The sequence below is a fragment of the Aminobacter sp. J41 genome, from assembly GCF_000526635.1.
In the GTDB taxonomy this organism is placed as follows: Bacteria; Pseudomonadota; Alphaproteobacteria; order Rhizobiales; family Rhizobiaceae; genus Aerobium.
Genome location: NZ_JAGL01000011.1, coordinates 72495 through 94647 on the forward strand (window position 1 = coordinate 72495; position 22153 = coordinate 94647).

Here is a 22153-nt window from a genome sequence, read left to right on the forward strand (position 1 = left end):
CTCCTCATCTTAAGTGAGCGTCACGCGACACCGCGCCGGAAAGCCCGCACCCACGGACGAACTGACTTGGCGTACGGTGACTTCGACCTCGCAAGGCCGATCCAGAAAATCCGCCAGCCCGAATCCCTCTGGATAAATCCAGGAAGGCGCGAAAACCTCGGCTGAACGCCGGACCTCCCCTGTCTCATCGGCAATCTCAATCCGGTACTTTTCGCTCTCCTCGCCGAGCGGAATGTCCTCGGCCAGCCAGGAATCAGCGTCGATCCGCCCGCGCCGGATCCAGCTGATCGCGACACTGCCGTCGTCCTGCTCCACCGCCTTCAGATGCACCGGCGACAGCGGCAGTCGCGCCCGCATGCCGCCTGCCTGCTGTACCGAAACGAAGTTTCGCGTGCTGGGCGTCTGGCCAGCTGGCCCCACGCGCCAGTTGAGCAGCAAGCCGCACTGTTCCGGTGTGAGCCCCGCGCTCACCACCGCGCTGTTCAGCAGCACGAATGGCGCACCGGCGGTATGGCCGTTTCGCATTGCGTCTTCAGTGCCAAGCTGCGCCCGCAGCAGCTTTGTCAGCCGCCAGATGCTTGGCGCGATTTCCTCTGCGGCGGCAAACTGCAGCACTTCCCATTCGCCGCTCTCTGACCGCACGGCCGCGACATTCGCTCCGTTGAGGAGGCTCGCCATGCTGACGCTGGCGAGTTCGCCGCCGAACAGCTTCACCGTCAGCGAGCCGGCAAGATCCATCCTGGCCCGAGGTCCGGGTTCCAGCGGCTCGACGAGTTCGCCCATCGTCGCCCTCGTTTCGACTGCGGTCATAAACTGGAACGAGCTCTGCTCCGGCGAGGCATAGACCGCCTGCTGCCGCCAGGGATCGGCGAATGCAGCAATCCTGAACTGCTTTTCGAAGTCGCCGGTTCCCGGCAGCATCGGCAGGTCGAGAAGCATGACATGCGGCGGCCCTGCGATAGCCGGCGGGCGGTAATTGCTGTCGCCGAAGCCGAGCCCTTGTGGCGTCGGCACCCGGCGACTGACGCGCCGCGCGACCACCTTGCGCCTCAGTCCCTGCTCGACCTCAGTCACGAGGTAGTCGTAGCCCGCCTCATCAGCATCCAGCCGCACGACGGCGCCGACCTCGATTGCGGTCGCATTCGCCGGCACCGCAAAGCCGATCCTATCTCGCGCAACATGGCGACGCTCGAGCCAGTCGCTGATCAGTGCCGCAGCGCCTTCACGATGAATGCTGCCGGGAAGCGACAGCCGCTCGATTGAAGCCTCATGCGCCCCCGGCCGCACGACCCGCACAACGGCTGCCTGATACTCCGCAAAAGGTTCGATGAAGCTCACCTCGGCCGCGTCGTTCAGGTCGCGCTGCGGCATGCGCGTCCGCTCCAGCGTGGCGCCGCCTTCCTCCACGACGAGCTCCGCGACGGGAAAGACCTGCTGCGCAGCATCTTCCGACGAGAACCGCAGCCGTCCGTCCTCTTCCCTAGCCACCACACCGAAGAGCTGCGCAAAGGGCTCCAGCGCTGCCCGCGCGGTATCCGGCGCATCTGTCAGGTAGCCATAGAGACTTCCGGCCACCAGCTTTGTGTCGGCCGCCGGCAGCCCGTGATCCTTCAGGATCGCCTCGACCAGATCCGCGCCGAGCACCCCGCACAGCCTGCCGTTCAGCCAGTGGCCGGCGCTCCAGTTCTCGCCATCGGCCCAGATTTCGTCGTGCAGCGGAAAGGCCGGAAACGGCCGCGCGTCCCATGCCCATACGCTGATACGCGCCGGCTCGACCATCCGCCCGCCATAGACGGGCGAAACCGGGTTCTTCGCCTCGTCGAAATAGCGGCTTGCCGGGTCCCAGTGCTGATAGTGCGCCTGCAGGAACCTGGCCGGCGCCTCGTCCGCTCGCCCGCCGTTCGAGAAATACGGGATCGCGTTCTCCGACGATTTTCTGTCCGGAAACACGTTTGGCTGGTTGGGGCCCTTATCGACCGCCGGGCAACCAAGCTCCGTGAACCAGATCGGCTTCGAACGCGGCAGCCAAGCAGTCGGCTCAGCCGCCTCGACCCCACCGATCCGGTTGAAGTGCTGGTTCTCCCACCACGAGACCAGGTCCTTGTAGCGGAAGACCCACGGCTTGCCATAGGCGCCGTCGGTGATCGGCGAGCGCTCCCGCGCTTCACGCGCCCCGGGACTGGCGTAGTACCAGTCAAAGCCCTCGCCGGCGCTCACCTGGCTGCGTAAACCGTCAATGTCGTAAGGCAGGCGGAATCCATCCGGGTTCCCGCCGTCGATGTCTTCGTCGCGCCAGTCCGCCAGCGGCATGTAGTTGTCGATGCCAACCGCATCGACCGCCGGATGCGCCCACAGCTCGTCGAGGTGAAAGAACACGTCGCCGGAACCGTCCGGCGGCTGGTGCCCGAAATATTCGGTCCAGTCGGCGCCATAGGTGATCTTCGTGCTGCTGCCCAGAACGCTGCGGACATCGGCGGCCAACTCGCACAACGCCTCGACGAACGGGAATCGGTTATCCCCGTCGCGCAGCGTCGTCAGCCCGCGCAACTCGGAGCCGATCAGGAAGGTGTCGACGCCGCCTGCTAGCTCAGCCAGCCTTGCGTAGTGCAGCACCAGCCGGCGAAAGCCCCACTCGTCCTCGTCACCCGAGAACGCGACCCTACCTTCCTCGACAGCAAAATCCGCTACAGCCGCGCTGCCGCAGAACGCCGCCACATCGTCCCGAATTTCTGCAGACTTGTCCGGCGATCCCTCGCGTCCCGGCGCCGGGATGCAGCTGATGCGCCCGCGCCACGGGAAAGGTGCTTGCTCGTCCGCGCCGTGGGGATCAGGCAACCCATTGCCCGACGGCACGTCCATCATCAGGAACGGGTAGAGCGCAACGCGCAATCCGCGGCGCCTGATTTCCTGGATGAAGCGAACGACGGAGGCGTCCGACGGCGTGCCGCCATAGCAGGCGACGCCGTCGACATAGCTCACCTGCTCTGCATCCTCGCGATCCACGCCGCAGACGCGCCAGGGTTCCGAGAACTCGAGGGCCGTGTTCTGCGTCACCTTGGGCCTGATCCTGCAGTGCCCCGCGCGCAAATCGTCGCCGAACCAGGTGACGACGATGGCGATCTCCTCGAGGTTCGGGCACAGCGCCTGCAGCTCGTCAAGCGAAGCAATGAGGTCCGTCGGCCCATGCAGGACATTGCGGTTGACGTAGATGGTCACGCCTGGACTCGGCGTATGGGTCACCGGTTCCGGATCGAGCCCGTATTCCGTAGCGCCCGGCAGCAGCGCGACCGACCTTATCTGCCGGTGCAGCTCGCCCACCGGCCGCATCACCTCGAACTGGAACTGCGGGATGCGGTTGCCGAAGTCGCCGAGCGGGAAGTGGTCGAACACCGCATAGGCCGTGCCGCGATAGGCCGGAGCCTTGCCGTCCTGCTTGGCCAGGATCAGCGGATCAGGAAGCTGGTCCTCTGACCCGATGTAGCCGCGGACGTTGAACTCATCGAGATCGAGCTCGCGTCCGTCCGCCCAGATGCGGCGCACACCCGCGATCTCGCCCTCGCACAGCGCAAAGGCGAAGTTGCCGAAATAGGCGTAGGTGGTCGTGGTAACCCGCGGCCCCGCCTTGCCGCCCTGCCGCTCGACGGTCTTCGTCTCCTGGAACCTGGTCGCCCAGATCAGGTTGCCGCCAACGCGCATCGTCCCGTAGATGCGCGGGATCGGCTGGCCTTCCTCGGCAAGGAAAGGTCGTGGCGAACCGAGCCTGGGCCCCTCGATGCGGCGATGCCCCTGCAACAGCGTCTGATCGATGGCGTAGCCCGCCATCGCGCCGGCCGCCGAGCCGATTGCGCTGCCGATAGGCCCAAAGATGCCGCCGAGGAACGCCCCGGCTGCCTGCAGGATGATTGTCGCCATGGCTGGCCCGATCAGCTCGTGATGTCAGGAAAGGCGAAGACGCCGGCGATCCGCCGCCGCCACTGCGGCACGAGCGGTGAGACCATCACCACGTGCCCCTCATAGGCGTGGAGGAACTCGTTCTCGCTCATGAGAATGCCGAGATGCTTGGCTGCATGCTGCGGCCGCCAGCGGAAGACCAGCAGATCGCCCGGCAGAGCATCCCCGATCGGCTTCTCGACTGCATGGCGTCGCGCCGCCTCCAGCAGCCTGTCGCAGCCACCCAATTCAGCCCAGTCCGGCGAATAGGCGCCGGCCTCTTCCGGCTCCGCACCAAAGACGTTGCGCCAGATGCCGCTCACCAGCCCGAGGCAGTCGCAGCCGACGCCCTTTCGCGAGCCCTGGTGGCGGTAAGGGGTTCCCACCCAGCTTATCGCCTCGGCGAGGATTTTTTCGCGAATGTCCCCGCTCATTCGACCAGCGCCCCGCCGTCGAACTCCATGCCGTCGGCGACATAACGATAGGCGCCATCATTGCCCGGCAAGTGCGGAAAGCCGCGAAAGTTCAGGCCATTGCCAAACTTTTCCCGGCAGGTTTTGAAGCTCTTGTCGCAGCCGGCGATGATCGTGAATTCCGCACCCACTTCCGGCTGCGGGTCGGCAGCCGACACGGTGAGGATGACCTTCCCGCCGCGCACCGCGTGATCCAGCACCGCGAAGCTGCGCCCGGCCAGCGGCCCGCTCGTCCAGCTGATCTCGCCAAGGCTGAACCACCCGGATGCGTATTCGCCCAATCCGCTCGCCTCGAACCTGCCCGCCCCGGATATTGCCTCCACCGTCCCCTCGCCCTTCAGCGTAGGGTCGTCGGTAACGACCTTGCACCGCCCGTCGCCGAGCTGCGCATCGCACTGGCGGCGCAGCACGCGCCCGTTCGGTTTGTCCAGGCTCGCGGTCAGACTCTCGAGCTCGGCGACGAACTGCCCGTCCCGCCGCTCGATGCGCCCGATCGTTGAGGTGCGGATCAGCGCGAACTGGCTCGCGTCCATCCAGTTCACGAGAAAGGTCTCCACCTTCGCGCCATCGTAGAGCCAGGCGAAAATATCCTTCTCGACGAGGACGTCGGACGACAGCGCACCCTCGACATCGACGGTGTCCACCGCCATCCCGAGCGAGGTCCGTACCTCGCTCTGCGAGAGGCCGCTTTGCGGCTCGAAGATCTTGCCGTCGACCGTCAACATCCGGTCGTGGTCGGTGAAGCCAAGGGTCGTGCCGTCGCGCCTGGTTACAAGCCAGCAATGGCAGAGCGTAGTGCAATCCTGCGCGAGATGCGCAGCAAACTCGGCAGAATATCCGCTCATGGCAGCAGGATCTCCACGATGGGGATCGACGGGATCTGTCCGGCGCTGAAAGCGGTCAGGCTGATCTCGATCCGCTCGGTGTCGAAACGCGCCGCAACGTCGAACTCGTACCCGGCCGAGACCTCTTTCCCGTCGCCGGGCACCGAGCCCTGGGCGAAGGTGATGATGCCTGTCGTCGCATCGACCTCGAAATCGTCGCCTTCTGTCGCGACTTCACCGTCCACCGCCACCAGCACAGTCTCCGCCAACGGCTTGCGGATCGGGCGGGCATAGGCATCTTCACCCTCGCCGTACCATTTCACCAGCTGGAAGGTTGCGGTTTCGCCGTCGCCGGTCCCAATGAACTGGTCAAATGCCGTGGGCTGGGCGTTCGGCGGGCACGACTTCATGTCGAACGGATCGCGGAAGCGGAAGCCGTGCAGCGACCCCCGCCTTGCCTCGAAGAAGGCGACGATCTCGTAGAGGTCGGCGAGCGAGCGAACGCCCGTCCCCGCATCAAAGCGCCGGCGCGATTGCGCAAACCTCAGGTTCCGCTTTTCGCGGCCGGACGTCAGCGCGACGATCTCGTTGCGTCTTTCCGGCCCGCCGGTCGCGCCAAAGGACACGTCCTCCGGAAACCGGACCTCGTGGAAACTCTGCATCGATTGCTCCGATTTCAGAGGGTGCGCGTCCCGCGTGTCACCGCCCGCGCCAGCATGCCTGTCACCTGCGCCTCCGACTTGCGAAACGAGGCCGCATCCGGGGTCGAAACGTTGAAGACGACGTTCACCGTCCCGCCGCCGCCACCCGAATTCGCGACGCCGAGACGACCCCGCCACTTGCAAACGGCACAACGCCGCCCTTCGCGAAGGGAAGCGCCTTGCCGATCCCGCCGAACATGGTCGAAAACAGGCCGGAGGCGAGGTTCGACAGCGGCTGCAGCCCCTGGCTCAGCGCCATGCCCGCGAGGTTCATGCCGATCTTGCGCAGCATGTCGTCGAGCGACTTGCCGCTCACCACCGCGTCCTTCAGCGCGCCGGTCAGCTGCCGGCCAAAGCTCTGTGAGAGCTTTTCGAGATTGCCGATTGCATCCGCGAACGGCTGCGTGTCAGCCTCGATGCTGATCTCCAGCCTTTCCCGCTCTGCCATGTCTGTCGCCTCGTGGTTGGTCCGGGAACATCCGCATCAGTTCAGCCAGCGCGGCCCGCGTCGGCGGCGTCTGGTCGCCGCGCAGGAAGCGCAGGGCGTGCGCAAGTTCCCTCGGCGTCATTGTCCAGAAGTCGCGCGGCGGCAGCCGCAACAGGCCCAGCCCCAACGCGATGACATCGTCCCAGGGAAACCGGCGCGCACTGCCTGTTGCGGCGTTCAGGGGCCCGGCGACGCCGCAGCCTCAGCCGCGCCGAACGTGACCTGCAGCAATTCGGCGACAATCGCCGCCGCTCCCGTCGCGCCGCCCTCGATCTTCATCGCCGCCACGTCGCTCGCCTGCACAGGTAAGCCCGCACCGCGCAGCCCGGCAGCGATCACCTCCATCAGGTCTCGCGCCGAGAGTTTCCCGCTCGAAAACCTTTCGGCCAGCGCCGTCAGATCGCTCGCCGCAAAGGCGTTCTTCAGTTCCGCCAGCGAGCCCAGCGTCAGGCACAGCGTGCATTCGCGCCCGTCGATGACTGCGGAAATTTCCCCGCGCCGCCGGTTCGCACTCATGTCTGAGCCTCGAAGGAAATGACGCCTGCCGACTCCAGCGCGATCTCGAAGGCCACCTCGCCATCGTGGTTGCCGGTATATTCCAGCGCCGTGATCTGGAACGGACCGGACACCGTGCCGAAGTCCGGGATCACCAGTTGCCAGGTCGAGATCGTGCCGCCGAAGAACCGGCTACGAATAAGCCCGTCAGACGTTGCGTCCTTGAAGATGCCGGACGCGCTTAGCGATGCCCGCTGCACGCCCGCGCCGCCCAGCAGCTCGCGCCAGCGCCCGGTCGAGTCCGCGTCCGTGATGTCCACCGTCTCGCTGTTGAACGCCAGCCGCTTGCTGCGCAGGCCGGCCACCGTCACGTAGCTCTCGCCATTGGCGAGCTTCAATAGAAGATCCTTGCCCTTCTGTGCTGCCACAGCGAGCCTCCTTACCCTCTGATGATGTGATGGAGTGACCTGAAAGGTTAGCCGATCGGTTCGGTCACCGCCCTGAACCGCAGGATGCCGTGATAGATGGCGAGGTCTTCGTCGTAACGAACTTCCTCGAACTCGCGCCTGAGATTCACCAGCTTATGGCCTTCGAGTTCGAGGTCGGCGTCATGCAGCGCTGCCTTGACGCCATCCAGCATCGACAGCGTCTCGCTCTTGCCCATCTCCTTCGACCAGGCATGCACAGTGAACAGGTGCTCCGACCCGTCCTCCGTGCTGGTGCTCCAGTCGAAACCGGTCGTGCGGCCGAAGGTAAAGTAGGGAAACGTGACATTGGCCGGTGCGTGGTCATAGACCCGCACCTCGCCCAGCAGCGCTGTGAGTGCCAAGTCGGAGGTGAGCCTGGCAAAGATCGCCTTCTGCAACTCGATTGCCGCTGCCGTCATGTTTCAGTCTTTCCCACCCTCGTGCGCTCCTCGCGATTCTCCTGCGCGCGTCCCTCAGCGTATCCCGTCTCGATCTCGTCCGCCATCAGGTGCATGTGGGACCGCAGCGCGCGAATGAGGTCGTCCACCGTCATCCGGATAGACAGCTTCATCGTCCGATCTCCCTCGTCCGGCAGATGAGGTAGCGGCCCGTTTCGTCGGGATCATGTACGGTCAGGATCTCCAGGATCCGGCTGCCGTGCTTCAGCCGCATACTGCTCGCGATGTCCGCCCGGAAGCGGATCGTCACGCGATGCGTCACTGTCTCCAGCGTCTGATCGCCGCCGAACCTGCTCGTCGCCGCAACCGGCTCGATCCGCGCGAAGAAGGTGGCGACTTCCGTCCAGCTTGCATGATGCCCGCCGGCGCCATCCGGTGTGAGGTTTACCGCCTCGAGGATGACTTGATGGCGGAACGCACCGGGATCGACGAACTCCGTCCGCATACTACAGCCTCCGGGAGCGCCACGGTGCGATCAGCCGCTCATATCCTGCCGGATACGAGACCGGCTGGTCCTTCGGCGAAAGATGCGCGCGGAACTCGTACCAGTGCGCAACGAGCAGCAGGATCGCACGCTTGATGAGGTCAGGCACGTCCGTTCCCGCCTCACCGAAACCTGCCTTGAAGTCGATCTCGTAGCCGTTCGCCGCTCTCCTCGGGTCCGGCAGTGTCCTGAAATGCAGCCGCGCCGGGCGCGCATGGGCGTCGAGCCGGTAGCTGGCCGGACTGACCGTCTCGCCCTCGCCATCCTCGCCGAACATCGTGATGGATACGATCTCGCGCACCGGATGACGGCGCAGCAGCACGCGTGCGAGCGGCGGAAGCACATCGAGCGCCAGACGCCATTGCTGGTCGATCAGCGCCAAGCCGCATGACGCCTCCACCTCCTCGCGCGCTGCCCGGATCAGTCCGGAAATCAGTTCGTCCTCGCTGTCGTGGCTGATGCGCAGCATCTGCTTCGCCTCGGCGAGCGTCACCGGCTCGGCCTCGGGCGCAACCGTTCGATAGAGGGTCATCGGCACCTCGAAACTGATGGAATGAAAACGGCCCCGGCAAGGGGCAACCGGGGCCGTCGGCGAAGGGCCGGCTCGTGCCAGCCACGCTTCGCCTTATTCGTCCGCGTCGCCGAACTTCAGCAGCTTGATCGCGTCAACGTCCTGCACGCCGCCGCCGACGCGCTTGGTCGTGTAGAACAGCACGTACGGCTTGGCGGAGTACGGGTCGCGCAGCACGCGCACGCCGGTGCGGTCGACGATCAGGTAACCGCGCTTGAAGTCGCCGAAAGCAATCGGGGTCGAGCCCGCCGCGACATCGGGCATGTCCTCGGCTTCGACCAGCGGGAAGCCCATCAGCATGGCCCGCCCGCCGGCCGTTGCCGGCGGCTGCCAGAGATAGTTGCCGTCCGAGTCCTTCATCTTGCGGATCAGCGCCTAGGTCTTGCGGTTCATCACCCAGTGCGCGTTCTGCCGGTAGCCCGCCTTCAGCGAATAGATCAGGTCGAGCAGCTTGTCGGACGGACTGGTAGTCGGGAACGCTATGTCGACACCGGTGTCGACATAGCCGATCTCACCCCAGCTGCGCGACGCGTCCGCCTCCTGGTCATAAGCCAGAAAACCCTTCGGCTGGTTGGAACCTGTGCCGTTGATGAAGGCGGCACCTTCCTTCTCGGCGAATGCGGTCTCCACTTCGCTGACGATCCACTGGTCGAGATCGACCACGGCATCCTCGAGCAGCGACGGCGTCGCGGCCGGCATCGCATAGAGCTCCGCCGTCGGGAACTGCAGCTGGTCGAGCACCGGCGAGTCCGTCTTCGTTCGCGAGGCAGTCTCCGCCGCCCAGTTCGCCACCGGTCCCGTCACTGTGAACGGCTTGCGCAGCACCGGCCCCGACACCTGCTGTACCGAGGCAATGGATCGGATCGGCGAGATCTCGGCCAGCCTGCGACCGATCTCTGCCTCCACATTCTGCGGCACCAGATAGCCGCCATCGGCGTTGGAGCCATAGGACATGTCCTTGGTCTCGATCGCCCGCAGCTTCTGCTCCTCGCCCGAGCGCACGTAGCGCTCGAACGCCTCCTTGTGCTCGAGGTCGACGATGCTGTCTCCATCGCGGCCGAGCGCCGGACGGGCCCGCTTCAGCGCGATTTCGTCGAGCGCGCGCTTCTGCCGGTCGAGTGCCTCGGAGATACGATCCACCTTTTCGACGGTCAGCACGTCGGCGCTCTTGCGCTGTTCGACCTCCCGCAGCCGCTTGTCGTTTTCCTCGCGAAATGCCGCGAAGGTCGCCATGAACTCGTCAAAGCCGTCGGCGAGCGCGGCAAGGTCGGCCGAGCCGGACTTCGTCTCCGGCGCAACCTGGTCAGGATTCGTCATGTCCGCTTTCCTTGTTTGAGATGATGCGTGTTGCCCGGCGGATGCGCTCCGCAAGGCGGGCTTCGGTGAAGCGCGTGGCATCCCGCTCACGCACCAGTGCAGAAAAGCCGCGCGTGATGACCGCACGGGCTTCTGCGCGCGTCAGCTTCACGTCCCGCGTCAGCCAACGCTCGAACTCGCGAATGGAAGGTAGCCGCCCCATGGCGCGCTTGACGCTTTCAACGCGGGCCTCGGGCAGCATGGGAAAAGTCACGATCGAGATTTCCCAGAGGTCCGCCTCCAGGATTCGGCGCACGCCGGAGCTCGCATCCTTGCGCGAGCGCACCGTGCGGAAACCGATCGACAGCCCGTCGAGCGCTCCGCTGCGCATCAGCTCGCGCACTTCGCGCGCCCGGCCGACGCCGTTCGTCAGCCGGCCGCGCACGAACAGTCCGCGCTCGTCCTCGCGAACTTCGATCCACGTGCCGATCGGCTCGTTGGGATCGTGCTGGTAGAGCATCCGTATCCCGCCAGCGCCGCGCCTGGCGAGCGAGCGCGCAAACGCGCCCCGCTCGACCACGTCGCGGGCGAGGTCGGCCTTGCCGAACAGGCTCGCATAGCCGGTAAAGGTCCCGTCGACGTCGACGCCGAAGGTGGTATCGGCGACCTTGCGTTCGTAGCGAAGTGCAGGATGCTCATTCATCGCCCTGCTCCTTGCGAACAGCGCGCTTGGCACGGAAGAAGCGGACGAGCAGCCCAAGTGACCACCAGGCGCACAGGCTCGCCGCGGCCGAGCCCATCAGCACCAGCTCGTAAGGGCCCAGCTTGTCGTCGATGCCGAGTTCGGTCGCGATCTTCAGCCCCACCGTTCCGCCAAAGACGAGGCCGCTGGCGACGCCGATGCCGAGCCGGATTGCTGCTTCGCGGCGGGTGACCGGCAAGAGATACGCCAGCGAGATCGCAGACCCCGCGGCCGCTCCGCCGGCTCTGGCCGTCCATAGCAAGACCGTATCGTTCATGATGATATCCTCAGCTGCGCGGGCCATAGCCCACCGCCTCCCGCTTTTCGTCGTCCGTCAGGAAATCTGCCGCGCCGATCCGCGACCACAGCGCCTCGCGCTCCAGCGCAAGGCCGTCGATCTGGTCAGCGTCGAAGGAAAGCCGCAGGCTGCTGCCGAAGCGCGGCACAAGGAAGGCCGACAGTTCCGCCGCCGTCCGCGCCACGAGCGGCAGCACGGTCATGCGGTAGAAGGCACGGTTCGCTTCCTGATAGTTAGCGTAGGTGTTGTCTCCCGGAATGCCGAGGATCATCGGTGGCACGCCGAAGGCGAGCGCGATCTCGCGGCTCGCGCCGTTCTTGGCCTCGCCGAAGTCCATGTCCTTCGGCGTCAGGCCCATCGCCTTCCAGTCGAGCCCGCCCTCGAGCAGCATCGGACGTCCGGCGCGCGCGGCACCCGTGTAGCCTTCCTCAAGCTCGCTCTTCAGCCGCTCATATTGTTCCTCGGTGAGGTTGCCCCCGTCCTTCGGCGCATAAACCAGTGCGCCGGACGGCCTTGCCGAGTTGTCCAGCAATGCCTTGTTCCAGCGCCCCGCCGCATTCTGGATGTCGAGCGCCATCAGCGCCGCCTGCAGCGGCGGGAAACCGTAGAGGTCGTCGAGCGGGTGGAAGAGCCGCAGGTGCAGCGCGGACCCCTCGCGCTCGCTGCCGAGCAGAATCCGGCGCTTCTTCTCTCCCTGCCGCTGTTCGAGCGCCACGGGCCAGCCGCTCGCATCGGTGACGACCGACACATGGTCGGGCCGCAAGAGATGCAGTTCGCGCGTCTCGCCAGCTTCGACCAGCTCGACATAGGCGTTGCCGGACATCAGCAGGTGCCCGTACAGCACCTCCATGAAGCTCGCTCCCGAGCAGCGCGGGTTCGGCCGCGCCAGAAGTTCCAGCAGCGGATGCTCGCTCACCTCGCTTTGCTGTTCATAGAGCAGCCACGGCACCGATGCTGCCGCCTCGGCAATCAGCCGCACGCAGCGGTGCACCGTCGGGTTGCGCATGAACCCTTCGCGCGCCAGCGTCGCATAATCGCGCCGGGTCCAGGCGGCATCTCCCTGCGCATGCAGCGCGACGAAGCCATAGACGCCGTCGCCCTTGCGCTCGACCTTCGGCCGAGCCCATGGCCAGTTCCAACCCATTGTCGAGATCCGTTAGCTGAAGTTTCTGACACGCGGCCGGCCGGAACCGCCCAGCAGCAATTCGCTCAGCGCCCAGACGAGCGCGTCCACCCGGTCGGGCGACCGGCCGCCAGAAAGCCCGTCGGGCCCGAAATCCCACATCTCGTCCTCGAGTTCGGGAAAGCGCCGCGCATGCACCACGCGGCCCTGCGCATACAGCGCCGCGACCGGCTCTGCGCGCAGCCACTTGCCGCGGCTTGCCCGCACTTCCCTGACCGGCACCGTGGCGTCCACCGTCCGCAGCACCGCCGTCACCATGTCCCCCCTTGGTTCACTTCGGCGACGATCGCATCGGCTTCGTACTGGTGAAACAGCGCCACTACTCTGCCTGCCCAGTCCTGCGGCCGGGCCGCGTTCAGCGTTGCGTCCTGCTGCACCACCGCGATTCCCTCGTCATCCACGCCAGCGACGATGATCCCGCAGGCGTCGGAGCTCTTCCGCGAAGACGCCGGCGGGTCGACGGCAACCACGATGCGCCGCAACTCGCCATGCTGCCCATGCGTCTGTTCCAGCAAGTCCCGCGTCCACAGCGCGTCCTGCCGGTCATCGATCAGTTCGCCGTCGAGCTCCTGCCGCCCGAGTCGCGAGCCGGCATATTGCGCCTCGATCGCCTCGATGAACCCTGACGCCAGGTTCTCCTCGTTCTCCCGCGTTCGCATCTGGGTCAGATAGAATTTCGGATCGCTCAGCAGCCGCTTCACCAGCGGCACCGGCTTCGGCGTCGTCGTCACGATCTGCCGCGGCATCGGCCCGAGCCGCAGGCCGAACTGCAGCATGTCGAAGCATTCGACCGCGTTCTTCCACTTGGCGACCTCATCGCACCATGCCGCTTCGAACTGCGGCCCGCGCAGGCTCTCCGGATCTTCCGAAGAGAACGCCTGCGCCACCGCCCCGCTGTCCCACAGCAGCCTGCGCCGCGTCGGCTCGTAGCGTGGCCGGTCGCGGCGCGAGATCGTCGCGATCCCGGACGGCCCCTCGATCATCACCTCGCGCACGTCTCCCAGCGTCTCGGCTACCAGCGCGATCCGGCCATACCTGACATCCCTTGGTGTGAAAGGCGGCAGCCCGCGCACCAACGCGCTCACCCATTCCGCCCCCAGCCGGGTCTTGCCCGACCCGCGTCCGCCCATCACCAGCCAGTTCGGCTTTTCTGCCCCCGGCCGGTACTGTGCCCCGCGCGCGCTGCCTGCCCACTCATGGGCCAGCGTCACGATCTGCTGCGGGCTGTACTCCTTCTCCAACCATTCTCTCAGCGAGATATCGGGCCAGCTCCACGATCTTCCGGTCGAGCCGGTCGAGAAGGTCTGCGACGTTGGCATCGCTCGTTATCTGCCTTTCGCGCGCCTCGTCGTCATCGCGCGTCGTCTCGAAAATCCTGAGGAGCGTCTTCACGCTGGTTGAGAGGTCCGAGACCGCCTTGTCCGCGCCCGGCTCATCTTCGGCGGGATTGAGCTCGATGCGCTCGGCCTTCTCCAGCAACCGGTCGCGCAGCCTGGCGATCCGCTCGCTGCGGCTCAGCCCCTGCGCCACGCCCGAAACCCGCCAGCGCTCCCGTCGCGCGGTACGCTCGAGCGTCGCCGTGCTGACGCCGCAGGCCTGCGCCATGCGCTCGAACGTCAGCGGCGCGCCTTCCATCAAGGCACGCCGGGCCGCCCACGCGGCATTTGCCCCATGGCTCATTCCTGTTCCCGAAATCTGGAAAATCCGTCGCGAAAGAAACCAGCGACCCGCTGGAAGGTGCCTCACCGGCACACGTTTCCGACCATAGCCAAACGCTACCAAAGCACCGTCACGGTGTCAAGAATATATTCCTATATCTTTTCACATTTTCTGACACGCTCTTCGCGCCGCTTGCCGCCTGCCGGGAAATCGGCAACAACAATCGATGGTTGATCCTTCAACGGGCGCGTAGGGCGCGGCCTTCGAAGGTTTCGTTGCGTGGGCGCGATCTGGATGAATAATCCTCAGAAGGAAAAGAAGCCGGCCTCGCGATTGGCAACGAAACTGCTCGCGTTCGACGCGTGGCTCGACTCGTCCCTCTACGAAGCCGGCTTTAAGGCTGGCGAAGCCTGGGAAAACATCACGATCTTCTTCCGCCGCTTCCGCGTCTCGGGCTGGAAGCGCGCCTTCTTCGAACTCGGCAGCGAAGGCTTTACGCTTGGCACGCTCGGCTGCATCGTCATGCTGGCGCTTGCGCTGCCTGCCTTCGAGGAGACCGCGAAGGACTGGCGCAGCCAGGGCGACTTCGCCGTCACCTTCCTCGACCGCCACGGCAACGAGATCGGCCAGCGCGGCATCATCCAGCGTGATTCCGTCCCGGTCGACGAGCTGCCCGACCATCTCATCAAGGCGGTGCTCGCCACCGAGGACCGCCGCTTCTTCGACCATTTCGGCATAGATTTCATCGGCCTCTTCCGCGCCCTGTCCGAGAACGTGCGCGCGAACTCCGTCGTCCAGGGAGGTTCCACGCTGACGCAGCAGCTGGCAAAAAACCTCTTCCTGACCAACGAGCGTTCGATGGAGCGCAAGATCAAGGAAGCCTTCCTTGCGCTCTGGCTTGAGTGGAACCTGACCAAGAAGGAAATTCTGCAGCTCTATCTCGATCGCGCCTATCTCGGCGGCGGCACCTTCGGCATCGCGGCTGCGGCCGATTTCTACTTCGACAAGAGCGTCAAGGAACTGACTCTCGCCGAGGCAGCGATGATCGCCGGCCTGTTCAAGGCGCCGGGCAACTACGCCCCGCACATCAACCTGCCGGCCGCACGCGGCCGCGCCAATGTCGTGCTGTCGAACATGGTCGATTCCGGCTTCATGACCGAGGGCCAGGTGCTGCACGCACGGCTGCATCCAGCCACCGCCGTCGACCGCGGCGACCGCGACAGCCCGGATTATTTCCTCGACTGGGCCTTCGAGGAGGTGAAACGGGTCGCGCCGAAGAACAGCCCGCGCTCGCTCGTCGCGCGCACCACCATCGACATGAACATCCAGAAGGCGGCGGAGGAATCGCTCGAATTCCACCTGCGCCAGTACGGCAAGTCCTACCGCTTCGCCGAAGGCGCCGTCGTCGTCATCGAGAACAACGGCGCGGTGCGCGCGGTCGTCGGCGGCAGCGACTATGCGCGCAGCCAGTTCAACCGCGCCACCAAGGCGCTGCGCCAGACCGGTTCGTCCTTCAAGCCCTATGTCTATACGGCGGCGATCGAAGCCGGCTTCACCCCGCAGTCGATCGTCTCCGACGCGCCGATCAGCTGGGCGGGCTGGTCGCCGCGCAACTACAGCCGCGGCTTTGCCGGCCGCGTCACGCTCGCCGACGCGCTCATTCGCTCGCTCAACACTGTTCCGGTGCGTCTCGCCAAGGAGCATCTGACGATCCCCGTCATTACCCAGAAGGCGAAGGACATGGGCGTCGAGAGCGAGCTCAATGGCCACCGCACCATGGTGCTCGGCACGTCCGGCATGACGGTGATGGACCAGGCGACCGGTTACCTCACCCTCGCCACCGGCGGCTACACCGGCAGCCGCCACGCCATCACCCAGCTGCTCACCCACGCCGGGGAAGTGGTCTACGACCATGCGCGCGATGCGCCGCAGCCGCGCCGCACCGTCACCGAGGAAGCCGCAGCGGCGATGAACCAGATCATGGTGCAGATCCCGGAGACCGGCACGGCCCGCCGCGCCGCGCTGCCCGGCATCCGCTCCGCCGGCAAGACGGGGACGGCGCAGGCGTATCGTGACGCCTGGTACATCGGCTACACCGGCAACTACACCGCCGCCGTCTGGCTCGGAAACGACGACTATTCGCCCACCCTCAATATGACCGGCGGCTCGGTGCCGGCCATGGTCTGGCAGCGCCTGATGGCCTATGCCCATCAGGGCATCGAACTTAAGCCCATCCCCGGCATCGAAAAGCCATTCCTCGAGCAGAAGCCCGATCAGGCAGTGGCATCAGTCAATGGCGAGGGAGAGACGGAGATCGAGCGCCCCGCTGTCCTGTCAGCCCGCACGACGAAATTTCTGCTCGACCTGTCCGAAACCTTCCGTAACGCCCCGCCAATCTCGGTTCCCGAGACGCCAGAAACCCTTTCTGCCCTGTGAGCAGTTCATGCGCGTGACCGAAACGCCTTGACAATCGGAGCCTGTCTGGCGACCGCTTGGTACTTCGTCGTCCGAACCTGCCTGAAAGCGTTACGGTCCATCCCTGAATGCTGAAGTCGATTTTCCTGACAGCTCTGGCAGTTGCGATCGCCCTCGGGGGCGGTGCCGGCAGCGTCTGGCTGGCTCTGGATTCGGATTTCGAGTTCGACACCGTCACGGTCGGCGACTGGTCGGCGTTTCCCTCGCGCGGCACACCTGACGCGGATCCTTATGCCAAGGCCCGCTTCTCCCGCACGGCCGACCTTGCGCTCGGTCGCGGCGAAGGCCTCACCTTCACCGCCCGTCACGATGCAGACGGCGAGCCGCTTCGCGGCAGCTGCACCTACCGGCTTGAAGGCCCGACGCCCTCCGCGCGCTTCTGGACGCTCCACGCGCGCGATGTCGAGGATCGGTTGATAGAGCCTGCCTCCAATCGTGCTTCGGCGCTTCACTCCTATGCCGTGCTGCGCCAGCAGGACAACACCGTCGTCACCCTCGTCTCGCGTCACCCGCAGCCAGGCAACTGGCTTGCCGTACGTCCGGGCGAGTTCAGCCTCGTCCTCTCGCTTTACGACACCGCCATCTCGTCCAGCTCGCGCATCGGCGAGGTCGAACTGCCGCGCATCATCCGCGAGGGCTGCGATGGGTAGGCTGCTTCACGCCCTCGTTCTCGGCGTCATCGGCGCGGCGATCGTCCACATCGCGATCCTCCTGATGGTGCCTGAGTTTTCCGTCCGCGACGCCTGGTCGAGCCTTTCCCAGCGCAGCAATTATTACACCATGACGCGGCTCGATAAGCTCGCCGGCCAGCAGCTGATCGACTCCATCGACCCGCTCTTCCTCGCGAGCGCCTGCCGCTTCGATCTCTCGGAAGGCGTCGTTCACCTCACAGGCGAAGGTAAGGTCCCCAACTGGTCGATCTCGGTCTACGACCGCGCCGGCCAGAACGTCTTCAGCCTCAACGACCGCTCGTCCTCGGCAGGCCAGCCGGACTTCGTCATCGCGACCACGTCGCAGATGGTGGAAATGCGCAATGCGCTGCCCCCCGAGTTCAGCCGCTCGGTGTTCATCGAGGCAGACATTGATGAGGGGATCGTCGTCGCGCGTGCCTTTGCGCCGGACGCAAGCTGGCACCCGACCGTGTCCAACTTCCTCCAGAGCTTCAGCTGCACGTCGCACTGACGCGCGAGGTGCTAGTTCGTGCCGGCCTTCTTCCGCCGCGCGGATGATCTTCGCTTTCCCGGCTTGAGGTCGACTTCATCCGACCACCGTTCGTAACGCACGCCGGGGAAGATCACGATCTCGGCGCCCTTTCCTGGCCGCCTCGCCTTCTGGCGAGTGCCGGGGCGACACTCGAACTGCAGAATTGTAGCCATGACCTGCGCCTCTTACGGTTCACCGGAGCAAACGCTACGCCTCCGGTGCAGATTATCGCGCAGAAGACAGTTAACGCACCGCTAACAAATATGGCGTAATTTGACTCATCCGATCTGGCCGTATGGCCACTCGGGTTGTGTCAGTAGTCTTGCGTATCGGCGTGTATTCGTGAACCCTTCGCGTTCCTCCCTGCCCAGTTCATACCGCGCAGCCGGACGACCCGAACGTCTTCTCAGGTCCGCTATCAGCGCCTTCTGCTCAATCCCGAGGCCGACCCGCCGCGAGATCATCCAACTCGACGACCTTGCCGTACCGCTGCTCGACTTCGCCTCCGACGAAACGCTGCGCTATGTCTCGGCAGCCCTATCCGACCTTCCGTACGCGCCGCCGCGTCTCGTCCGCCGCCTCGCGGCACTTCCCGCCGAGATCTCGGCACCGATCCTGATGCGCTCGCCTGTGCTGACCGACATCGACCTCGTGGCGCTTATCGGCCGCCACGGCGTCTCGCATGCCCGTGCCATCGCGGCACGCCCCAACCTCGATGAGCGCATCGCCCAGCTGATTGCCTCGATCACAAGGCTCGAGCGCAGCGCACCCGACAAGGCCGAGCAGACGCGCGATCAGCTGCGCGCCATGATGCGCCCTGTCGATACCCTTGAAGAGGACGAGCAGGACGCCGAGGTTCATCAGGAACCGGGCTACGAGAGCCTGAAGGCCGCTGCCCTTACCGGCCGTGCCCACGAGTTTCACCGCGCTCTGTCAGTTGCCATCGGCATCAGCGTCCACGGCGCCCGCCAGATCGTCGAAGCGAACGAGCGCGCCTATTTGCTGGCGTGCCTGCGCGTTCTGGAGCTCTCCGAAGAGCAGGCGTTCCTGATTTGGAAGTGCGTGCGCCCGCACGGCATCTACACGGCAAGCGCCATCGCCGACTTCCTGCACGCCTACGAGCAGATGGACGGCCACAAGGCCGAGCGGATCGTCGGGGAATGGCGCACGCTCGATCGCGCCGCCAACAGCCCCGGCCGCAAGGCGGCGCTCAGAGCGTCCTGACGCTCACCAGTTCCTTGAAGGTCGTGTCGTCGACCTCAAGCTCGATCACCCAAATATCCGGGTCGAACCGCATTTCCCGTTCCAGCCGCTTGTCGATCTCGTCCGGATCAAATGTCCGCGCGACCTCGGTAAACAGTCGTTCCTCCGGCCGCCCCTCGTCATAGCTTGTTTGCGGTGCTGGGCCGTAGAGGGTCGTCTCCCCCATCCGGTCGCGCACGAGAATCATGATCGCCCCGGCCTCGGTAGCGCCGCGGCGCACGACTGCCGCGTACCCGCCGCTCGCGAAGGCGCGACGGGTCAGCGCTGAAACCCATAGATCGGAAGTGACTCTCACCGGGAAGTCGTATCAGTCCGTCAGGCCGATGTCGCGCATCTTGGCGTAGAGCGCTTCATCAGGCTCGCCCGTCTGCGGCAGGCCGAACAGCGACTGGAACTCGATGATCGCCTTGCGCGTCCGCGGCCCCACGACGCCATCTTCCTCGATGCCGTCATTGCCGAACGCCTTCAGGCCTGCCTGGATGCGGCGGATCATCTGGTCGCCTCCGCTCGGCTTCGCCGACGACGTTTCGATGAGATCGGTACCCGGCGAGCCTGCCGGCAGTTGCGGCGCCGAGGTCATCGAGCGCGGCGCAGCACCCAGCTGCGACAGCAGCGCGTCGTCGATCTCGGCACCACCGCCGAGGCCGACGATCCGACGGTAATTCTCGATGGCCGCGCGCGTCTGCGGCCCGTTCAGTCCGTCGACCGTGCCGGAATAGAGGTTGAGACCGGAGAGAATGCGCTGCACTTCCTCGACAACCGGATCACCCGTGCGCACAACCGCCTGCTGCGGTGCCGGGGCAGGTGCCAGGTCCGGCAGCTGCGGGGCCGCCGAGGGGGTCGCGCCCGACTGCTTCACGGCAGCAACCTGGTTCTGCACCGGCTCCTGCGCCGCGCTGCGGTCGAGGCGGATGATTGTCTCCGGACGTGCCGGCTGGGCGCCCGACGGCAACGGACGCGTCGCGAAGAACGCACCGTCGTGCGCATGCGGCTGGTACCAGATCGCATTGGCCGTGACATAGGAGAAGGCGACGGCAAAGGCGGTCAGCCCGCCCACCGCAAAGCGATGGCGCATGAGGAAGGCGCCGAGGCCGCCTGCCTCGTCCTCCTCCTCGTAAATATCCGCCGGTCGCCGGCCGCTACGCGGTCTTGCGGAGCGCGATGCCATCACATTCCCCATTGTTGCCTTTCAGGCTCTGCCGGGTTGCAGCAGGAAGCCCAACCATCACCGTCGTGCCCAGTCCCGGGGCGCTTTCGATGCTCATCGTGCCGCCATGCAGCTTCACCAGGCCCTTCACGAGGGACAGGCCAAGACCCGTACCCTGGTACTGCCGTGTGTAGTCGTTCTGGACCTGCCGGAACGGCTGGCCGAGATGCGCCAGGTCCTCCGCGGCAATGCCGATACCGGTATCGTTGACGAAGATGCGAACCGTGTCGTCAGCCGAGACCGCTGAGACGCTGACACTGCCGCCTTCCGGCGTGAACTTGATCGCGTTCGAGACGAGGTTGATCAGTATCTGCTGGACGGCGCGTTGATCGCCGAGCACCGCGCTCAGGCCGTCCGGGATCTTCGCCGACAGGTTGACGCCCTTGTCCTGCGCCTGCGGGTTCAGCATGGCGCAGCACAGCTCCGCGGTCGGACGCAGTTCGAACGGTTCAACGACGATCTCGTAGGAGCCCGACTCGATCTTCGACACGTCGAGGATCGCATTGACCACGGAAAGCAGATGATTGCCTGCCTCTCGGATCAGCGACACCTGCTCCGACTGCTTGTCGGACAGCGGGCCCGAGATCGCCGGGTGCAGCAGCATGTCGGAGAAGCCGATGATGGCGTTGAGCGGCGTGCGCAGCTCGTGGCTGACGGCAGCCAGGAACCGGCTCTTGGCAACTTCGATCTGGCCCGCCTTCTCGCGAGCCTCGGTCAGTTCTTCGCGCAGCGCGGCATACTCACCGCCATCGCGAATCAGCACGCTCACCGTTTCAGCGTCTTCATGCGTCCGCACGATCTCAATCTCGAACGGGCGGTAGTATGCACCGCCGCCGGCAGACGGCATGCGGATGCGCGCGGTGCAATGGCTTGCCTTGCCCGTGTCGCGTGTGGAAGCCAGCGCGCACATGAAGGCGACCCGGTCGGCGACATGGATGCGGTCGAACAGGCCAGTGCCGAGCAGCAGCGACGGATCGAGCCCAAGCAGCTCGGCCGCCTGCGCGGACGCGTTCACCGCCTCGCCATTGCGGCCAACACGGATGATCGCCGCATTGAAGCATTCTTCCGGCAGCAGGTCCGGTGCGACCCTGACGACGTTGCCGGCATCAGCACCATTCAGCGCACGCAGCGCAAGCGTTGCCGCATAAAGCACCGGCGACAGCCACAGCCACCCCTGCCCTGCGGTCCAGGCCGCCTCAGGCGCCACGATCGCCGCACCGCAGGCTGCGACGGCCGCGGCGGCCAGGCCGAAATACCCTGCCTTACGCGAGCGGGTAATCCAATACGTCTCGATCGGAAGTGCAGCCAGTAGCATCGCGGCCGGGGTACCGAGACCGCCGGCGAAACCGACTGCGAGCGAAAGCGCGACCGTTGCGAGAACCAGCGCCGCGACGCCTGCCTCCCGCGCGCGACCACGCGTCGAAAGAAGCAGCGCGCAAAGCCAGGTGAGGCCCACGGCAACACAAAGTGCGGAAACAGCAGTGAGAAGCCCGAAAGCAGATGCGGCTGCCTGCGCGATCAGCGGAGCAGCAACGAAGGGTCCAGCCAGCAGAACAGCGAGAAGACGGCAGTGTTCTGCCTTCTTCTCGTCAGTCGCCGAGGGATGAAGCAGGCGTTCGCAGCCTGCCTGCAGCCCCTCGAACCAGCGGCCTGATCTGGTTGCTTCTGAACTCAACTCAACGCACCCGTACAACGTCCGCTTTGCGGATCGAACTCTTTGTCCGGAACCTCGCATCTGCGGTTTAAGGAATGAATAAACGCGAGGCCGAACCGGGGCCCGAAATGCCCTCGGGAAGCCATTAGCGCCGAGGAATTTGCCGCATGGTAAACAGAGGGTAAGTTGCTGGTCCGCAGCCGGTAGTCATGGCGCTTCTGCGCCTTTTCGGACGAAAATTACAAGTTATCTCAATTTGTTGGGACAGGTCGCGGGGAGCCGG

22 protein-coding genes and 4 pseudogenes are annotated in these 22153 nt (G+C 65.4%); 4 read left to right on the forward strand and 22 right to left on the reverse strand.

The features are described from left to right. Positions 1–9: 9 nt before the first annotated feature. The 18 genes and pseudogenes from L630_RS0109865 to L630_RS22830 form a co-directional block, all read right to left on the reverse strand. Complete coding sequence (locus L630_RS0109865) at positions 10–3912, reverse strand: glycoside hydrolase/phage tail family protein (protein ID WP_024848095.1); 3903 nt, start codon at positions 3910–3912, stop codon at positions 10–12. 11 nt (positions 3913–3923) lie between these two features. After that, positions 3924–4364, reverse strand: a complete 441-nt coding sequence (locus tag L630_RS0109870) for an NlpC/P60 family protein (protein WP_024848096.1) — start codon at positions 4362–4364, stop codon at positions 3924–3926. Beyond that, positions 4361–5248, reverse strand: coding sequence for a DUF2163 domain-containing protein (locus L630_RS0109875; protein WP_024848097.1), 888 nt, complete (start codon positions 5246–5248; stop codon positions 4361–4363). The genes L630_RS0109870 and L630_RS0109875 overlap by 4 nt, the downstream gene beginning before the upstream one ends. Continuing rightward, positions 5245–5889: a DUF2460 domain-containing protein gene (locus tag L630_RS0109880; RefSeq protein WP_024848098.1), complete on the reverse strand. Its 645-nt coding sequence runs from the start codon at positions 5887–5889 to the stop codon at positions 5245–5247. Before L630_RS0109880 ends, L630_RS0109875 begins: the two co-directional genes overlap by 4 nt. Before the next feature lie 14 nt (positions 5890–5903). After that, a pseudogene (locus L630_RS21275) lies at positions 5904–6376 on the reverse strand (phage tail tape measure protein). Continuing rightward, entirely contained in the window at positions 6336–6596 is a 261-nt protein-coding gene (locus L630_RS22450; RefSeq protein ID WP_084465886.1) for a rcc01693 family protein, read from the reverse strand. Before L630_RS22450 ends, L630_RS21275 begins: the two are co-directional and overlap by 41 nt. Then, positions 6593–6931: a gene transfer agent family protein gene (locus L630_RS0109890; RefSeq protein ID WP_024848099.1), complete on the reverse strand. Its 339-nt coding sequence runs from the start codon at positions 6929–6931 to the stop codon at positions 6593–6595. Before L630_RS0109890 ends, L630_RS22450 begins: the two co-directional genes overlap by 4 nt. Then, on the reverse strand, positions 6928–7338 hold the full coding sequence (locus L630_RS0109895; protein WP_024848100.1) for a phage major tail protein, TP901-1 family: 411 nt from the start codon (positions 7336–7338) through the stop codon (positions 6928–6930). Before L630_RS0109895 ends, L630_RS0109890 begins: the two co-directional genes overlap by 4 nt. A 47-nt stretch (positions 7339–7385) precedes the next feature. After that, positions 7386–7796, reverse strand: a complete 411-nt coding sequence (locus tag L630_RS0109900; protein ID WP_024848101.1) for a DUF3168 domain-containing protein — start codon at positions 7794–7796, stop codon at positions 7386–7388. Beyond that, positions 7793–7948 carry a hypothetical protein gene (locus L630_RS22825; protein WP_156941756.1) on the reverse strand — a complete coding sequence of 52 codons (156 nt, stop codon included), beginning with the start codon at positions 7946–7948 and terminating at the stop codon, positions 7793–7795. Before L630_RS22825 ends, L630_RS0109900 begins: the two co-directional genes overlap by 4 nt. Beyond that, a complete protein-coding gene (locus tag L630_RS0109910) occupies positions 7945–8280 on the reverse strand; it encodes a phage head closure protein (protein ID WP_024848102.1) in 336 nt (111 codons plus the stop codon). Before L630_RS0109910 ends, L630_RS22825 begins: the two co-directional genes overlap by 4 nt. A 1-nt stretch (position 8281) precedes the next feature. Continuing rightward, positions 8282–8851 (reverse strand): head-tail connector protein, encoded by a 570-nt coding sequence (locus L630_RS0109915; protein ID WP_024848103.1) that lies wholly within the window; start codon positions 8849–8851, stop codon positions 8282–8284. A 93-nt stretch (positions 8852–8944) separates the two neighbouring features. Further along, positions 8945–10207: pseudogene (locus L630_RS21280) on the reverse strand (phage major capsid protein). Continuing rightward, entirely contained in the window at positions 10194–10889 is a 696-nt protein-coding gene (locus L630_RS0109925) for an HK97 family phage prohead protease (RefSeq protein WP_024848104.1), read from the reverse strand. Before L630_RS0109925 ends, L630_RS21280 begins: the two are co-directional and overlap by 14 nt. Further along, positions 10882–11205: a DUF6107 family protein gene (locus L630_RS0109930; RefSeq protein ID WP_245263702.1), complete on the reverse strand. Its 324-nt coding sequence runs from the start codon at positions 11203–11205 to the stop codon at positions 10882–10884. The genes L630_RS0109925 and L630_RS0109930 overlap by 8 nt, the downstream gene beginning before the upstream one ends. 10 nt (positions 11206–11215) lie before the next feature. Further along, a pseudogene (locus tag L630_RS0109935) lies at positions 11216–12310 on the reverse strand (phage portal protein); the annotation flags it as partial. Between the two features lie 72 nt (positions 12311–12382). Beyond that, positions 12383–13662, reverse strand: a pseudogene (locus L630_RS21285) (terminase family protein). Beyond that, positions 13604–14089 (reverse strand): hypothetical protein, encoded by a 486-nt coding sequence (locus tag L630_RS22830; RefSeq protein WP_144702530.1) that lies wholly within the window; start codon positions 14087–14089, stop codon positions 13604–13606. The pseudogene L630_RS21285 and the gene L630_RS22830 overlap by 59 nt, the downstream one beginning before the upstream one ends. A 273-nt stretch (positions 14090–14362) precedes the next feature. On the opposite strand from L630_RS22830, the gene L630_RS0109950 reads away from it, so the two are divergent. The 3 genes from L630_RS0109950 to L630_RS0109960 all read left to right on the forward strand — a co-directional run bounded on the left by L630_RS0109950 (position 14363) and on the right by L630_RS0109960 (position 17725). Continuing rightward, on the forward strand, positions 14363–16504 hold the full coding sequence (locus L630_RS0109950) for a PBP1A family penicillin-binding protein (RefSeq protein ID WP_024848108.1): 2142 nt from the start codon (positions 14363–14365) through the stop codon (positions 16502–16504). Positions 16505–16611: 107 nt separating this feature from the next. Further along, positions 16612–17193: a DUF1214 domain-containing protein gene (locus L630_RS0109955; protein WP_024848109.1), complete on the forward strand. Its 582-nt coding sequence runs from the start codon at positions 16612–16614 to the stop codon at positions 17191–17193. Further along, positions 17186–17725, forward strand: a complete 540-nt coding sequence (locus tag L630_RS0109960) for a hypothetical protein (protein WP_024848110.1) — start codon at positions 17186–17188, stop codon at positions 17723–17725. Before L630_RS0109955 ends, L630_RS0109960 begins: the two co-directional genes overlap by 8 nt. Positions 17726–17736: 11 nt before the next feature. Here L630_RS0109960 and L630_RS22835 read toward each other — a convergent pair whose 3' ends face one another. After that, positions 17737–17919, reverse strand: a complete 183-nt coding sequence (locus L630_RS22835) for a hypothetical protein (protein ID WP_144702542.1) — start codon at positions 17917–17919, stop codon at positions 17737–17739. A gap of 169 nt (positions 17920–18088) precedes the next feature. On the opposite strand from L630_RS22835, the gene L630_RS21290 reads away from it, so the two are divergent. Further along, entirely contained in the window at positions 18089–18970 is an 882-nt protein-coding gene (locus L630_RS21290) for a DUF2336 domain-containing protein (RefSeq protein ID WP_024848111.1), read from the forward strand. On the opposite strand, the gene L630_RS0109970 is transcribed toward L630_RS21290, so the two are convergent. From L630_RS0109970 to L630_RS0109980, 3 genes are read right to left on the reverse strand one after another with little or no spacing between them, the layout of a single operon-like run. Next, positions 18957–19304: a DUF1491 family protein gene (locus L630_RS0109970; protein ID WP_024848112.1), complete on the reverse strand. Its 348-nt coding sequence runs from the start codon at positions 19302–19304 to the stop codon at positions 18957–18959. The two genes, L630_RS21290 and L630_RS0109970, sit on opposite strands and share 14 nt — an antisense overlap. A gap of 12 nt (positions 19305–19316) precedes the next feature. Beyond that, positions 19317–20177: a peptidoglycan-binding protein gene (locus L630_RS0109975; RefSeq protein WP_024848113.1), complete on the reverse strand. Its 861-nt coding sequence runs from the start codon at positions 20175–20177 to the stop codon at positions 19317–19319. Further along, positions 20149–21891 carry a HAMP domain-containing sensor histidine kinase gene (locus L630_RS0109980; RefSeq protein ID WP_051473184.1) on the reverse strand — a complete coding sequence of 581 codons (1743 nt, stop codon included), beginning with the start codon at positions 21889–21891 and terminating at the stop codon, positions 20149–20151. Before L630_RS0109980 ends, L630_RS0109975 begins: the two co-directional genes overlap by 29 nt. Between the last annotated feature and the right edge of the window lie 262 nt (positions 21892–22153).

Coding starts and splice junctions, on each gene's coding strand:
- L630_RS0109950 (WP_024848108.1), top strand. CDS start 14,363: ATGAATAATCCTCAGAAGGAAAAGAAGCCGGCCTCGCGATTGGCAACG.
- L630_RS0109930 (WP_245263702.1), bottom strand. CDS start 11,205: ATGAACGATACGGTCTTGCTATGGACGGCCAGAGCCGGCGGAGCGGCC.
- L630_RS0109880 (WP_024848098.1), bottom strand. CDS start 5,889: ATGCAGAGTTTCCACGAGGTCCGGTTTCCGGAGGACGTGTCCTTTGGC.
- L630_RS0109960 (WP_024848110.1), top strand. CDS start 17,186: ATGGGTAGGCTGCTTCACGCCCTCGTTCTCGGCGTCATCGGCGCGGCG.
- L630_RS0109875 (WP_024848097.1), bottom strand. CDS start 5,248: ATGAGCGGATATTCTGCCGAGTTTGCTGCGCATCTCGCGCAGGATTGC.
- L630_RS0109890 (WP_024848099.1), bottom strand. CDS start 6,931: ATGAGTGCGAACCGGCGGCGCGGGGAAATTTCCGCAGTCATCGACGGG.
- L630_RS0109910 (WP_024848102.1), bottom strand. CDS start 8,280: ATGCGGACGGAGTTCGTCGATCCCGGTGCGTTCCGCCATCAAGTCATC.
- L630_RS0109955 (WP_024848109.1), top strand. CDS start 16,612: ATGCTGAAGTCGATTTTCCTGACAGCTCTGGCAGTTGCGATCGCCCTC.
- L630_RS0109915 (WP_024848103.1), bottom strand. CDS start 8,851: ATGACCCTCTATCGAACGGTTGCGCCCGAGGCCGAGCCGGTGACGCTC.
- L630_RS0109925 (WP_024848104.1), bottom strand. CDS start 10,889: ATGAATGAGCATCCTGCACTTCGCTACGAACGCAAGGTCGCCGATACC.
- L630_RS22825 (WP_156941756.1), bottom strand. CDS start 7,948: ATGAAGCTGTCTATCCGGATGACGGTGGACGACCTCATTCGCGCGCTG.
- L630_RS0109870 (WP_024848096.1), bottom strand. CDS start 4,364: ATGAGCGGGGACATTCGCGAAAAAATCCTCGCCGAGGCGATAAGCTGG.
- L630_RS0109900 (WP_024848101.1), bottom strand. CDS start 7,796: ATGACGGCAGCGGCAATCGAGTTGCAGAAGGCGATCTTTGCCAGGCTC.
- L630_RS22830 (WP_144702530.1), bottom strand. CDS start 14,089: ATGAGCCATGGGGCAAATGCCGCGTGGGCGGCCCGGCGTGCCTTGATG.
- L630_RS0109865 (WP_024848095.1), bottom strand. CDS start 3,912: ATGGCGACAATCATCCTGCAGGCAGCCGGGGCGTTCCTCGGCGGCATC.
- L630_RS22835 (WP_144702542.1), bottom strand. CDS start 17,919: ATGGCTACAATTCTGCAGTTCGAGTGTCGCCCCGGCACTCGCCAGAAG.
- L630_RS0109975 (WP_024848113.1), bottom strand. CDS start 20,177: ATGGCATCGCGCTCCGCAAGACCGCGTAGCGGCCGGCGACCGGCGGAT.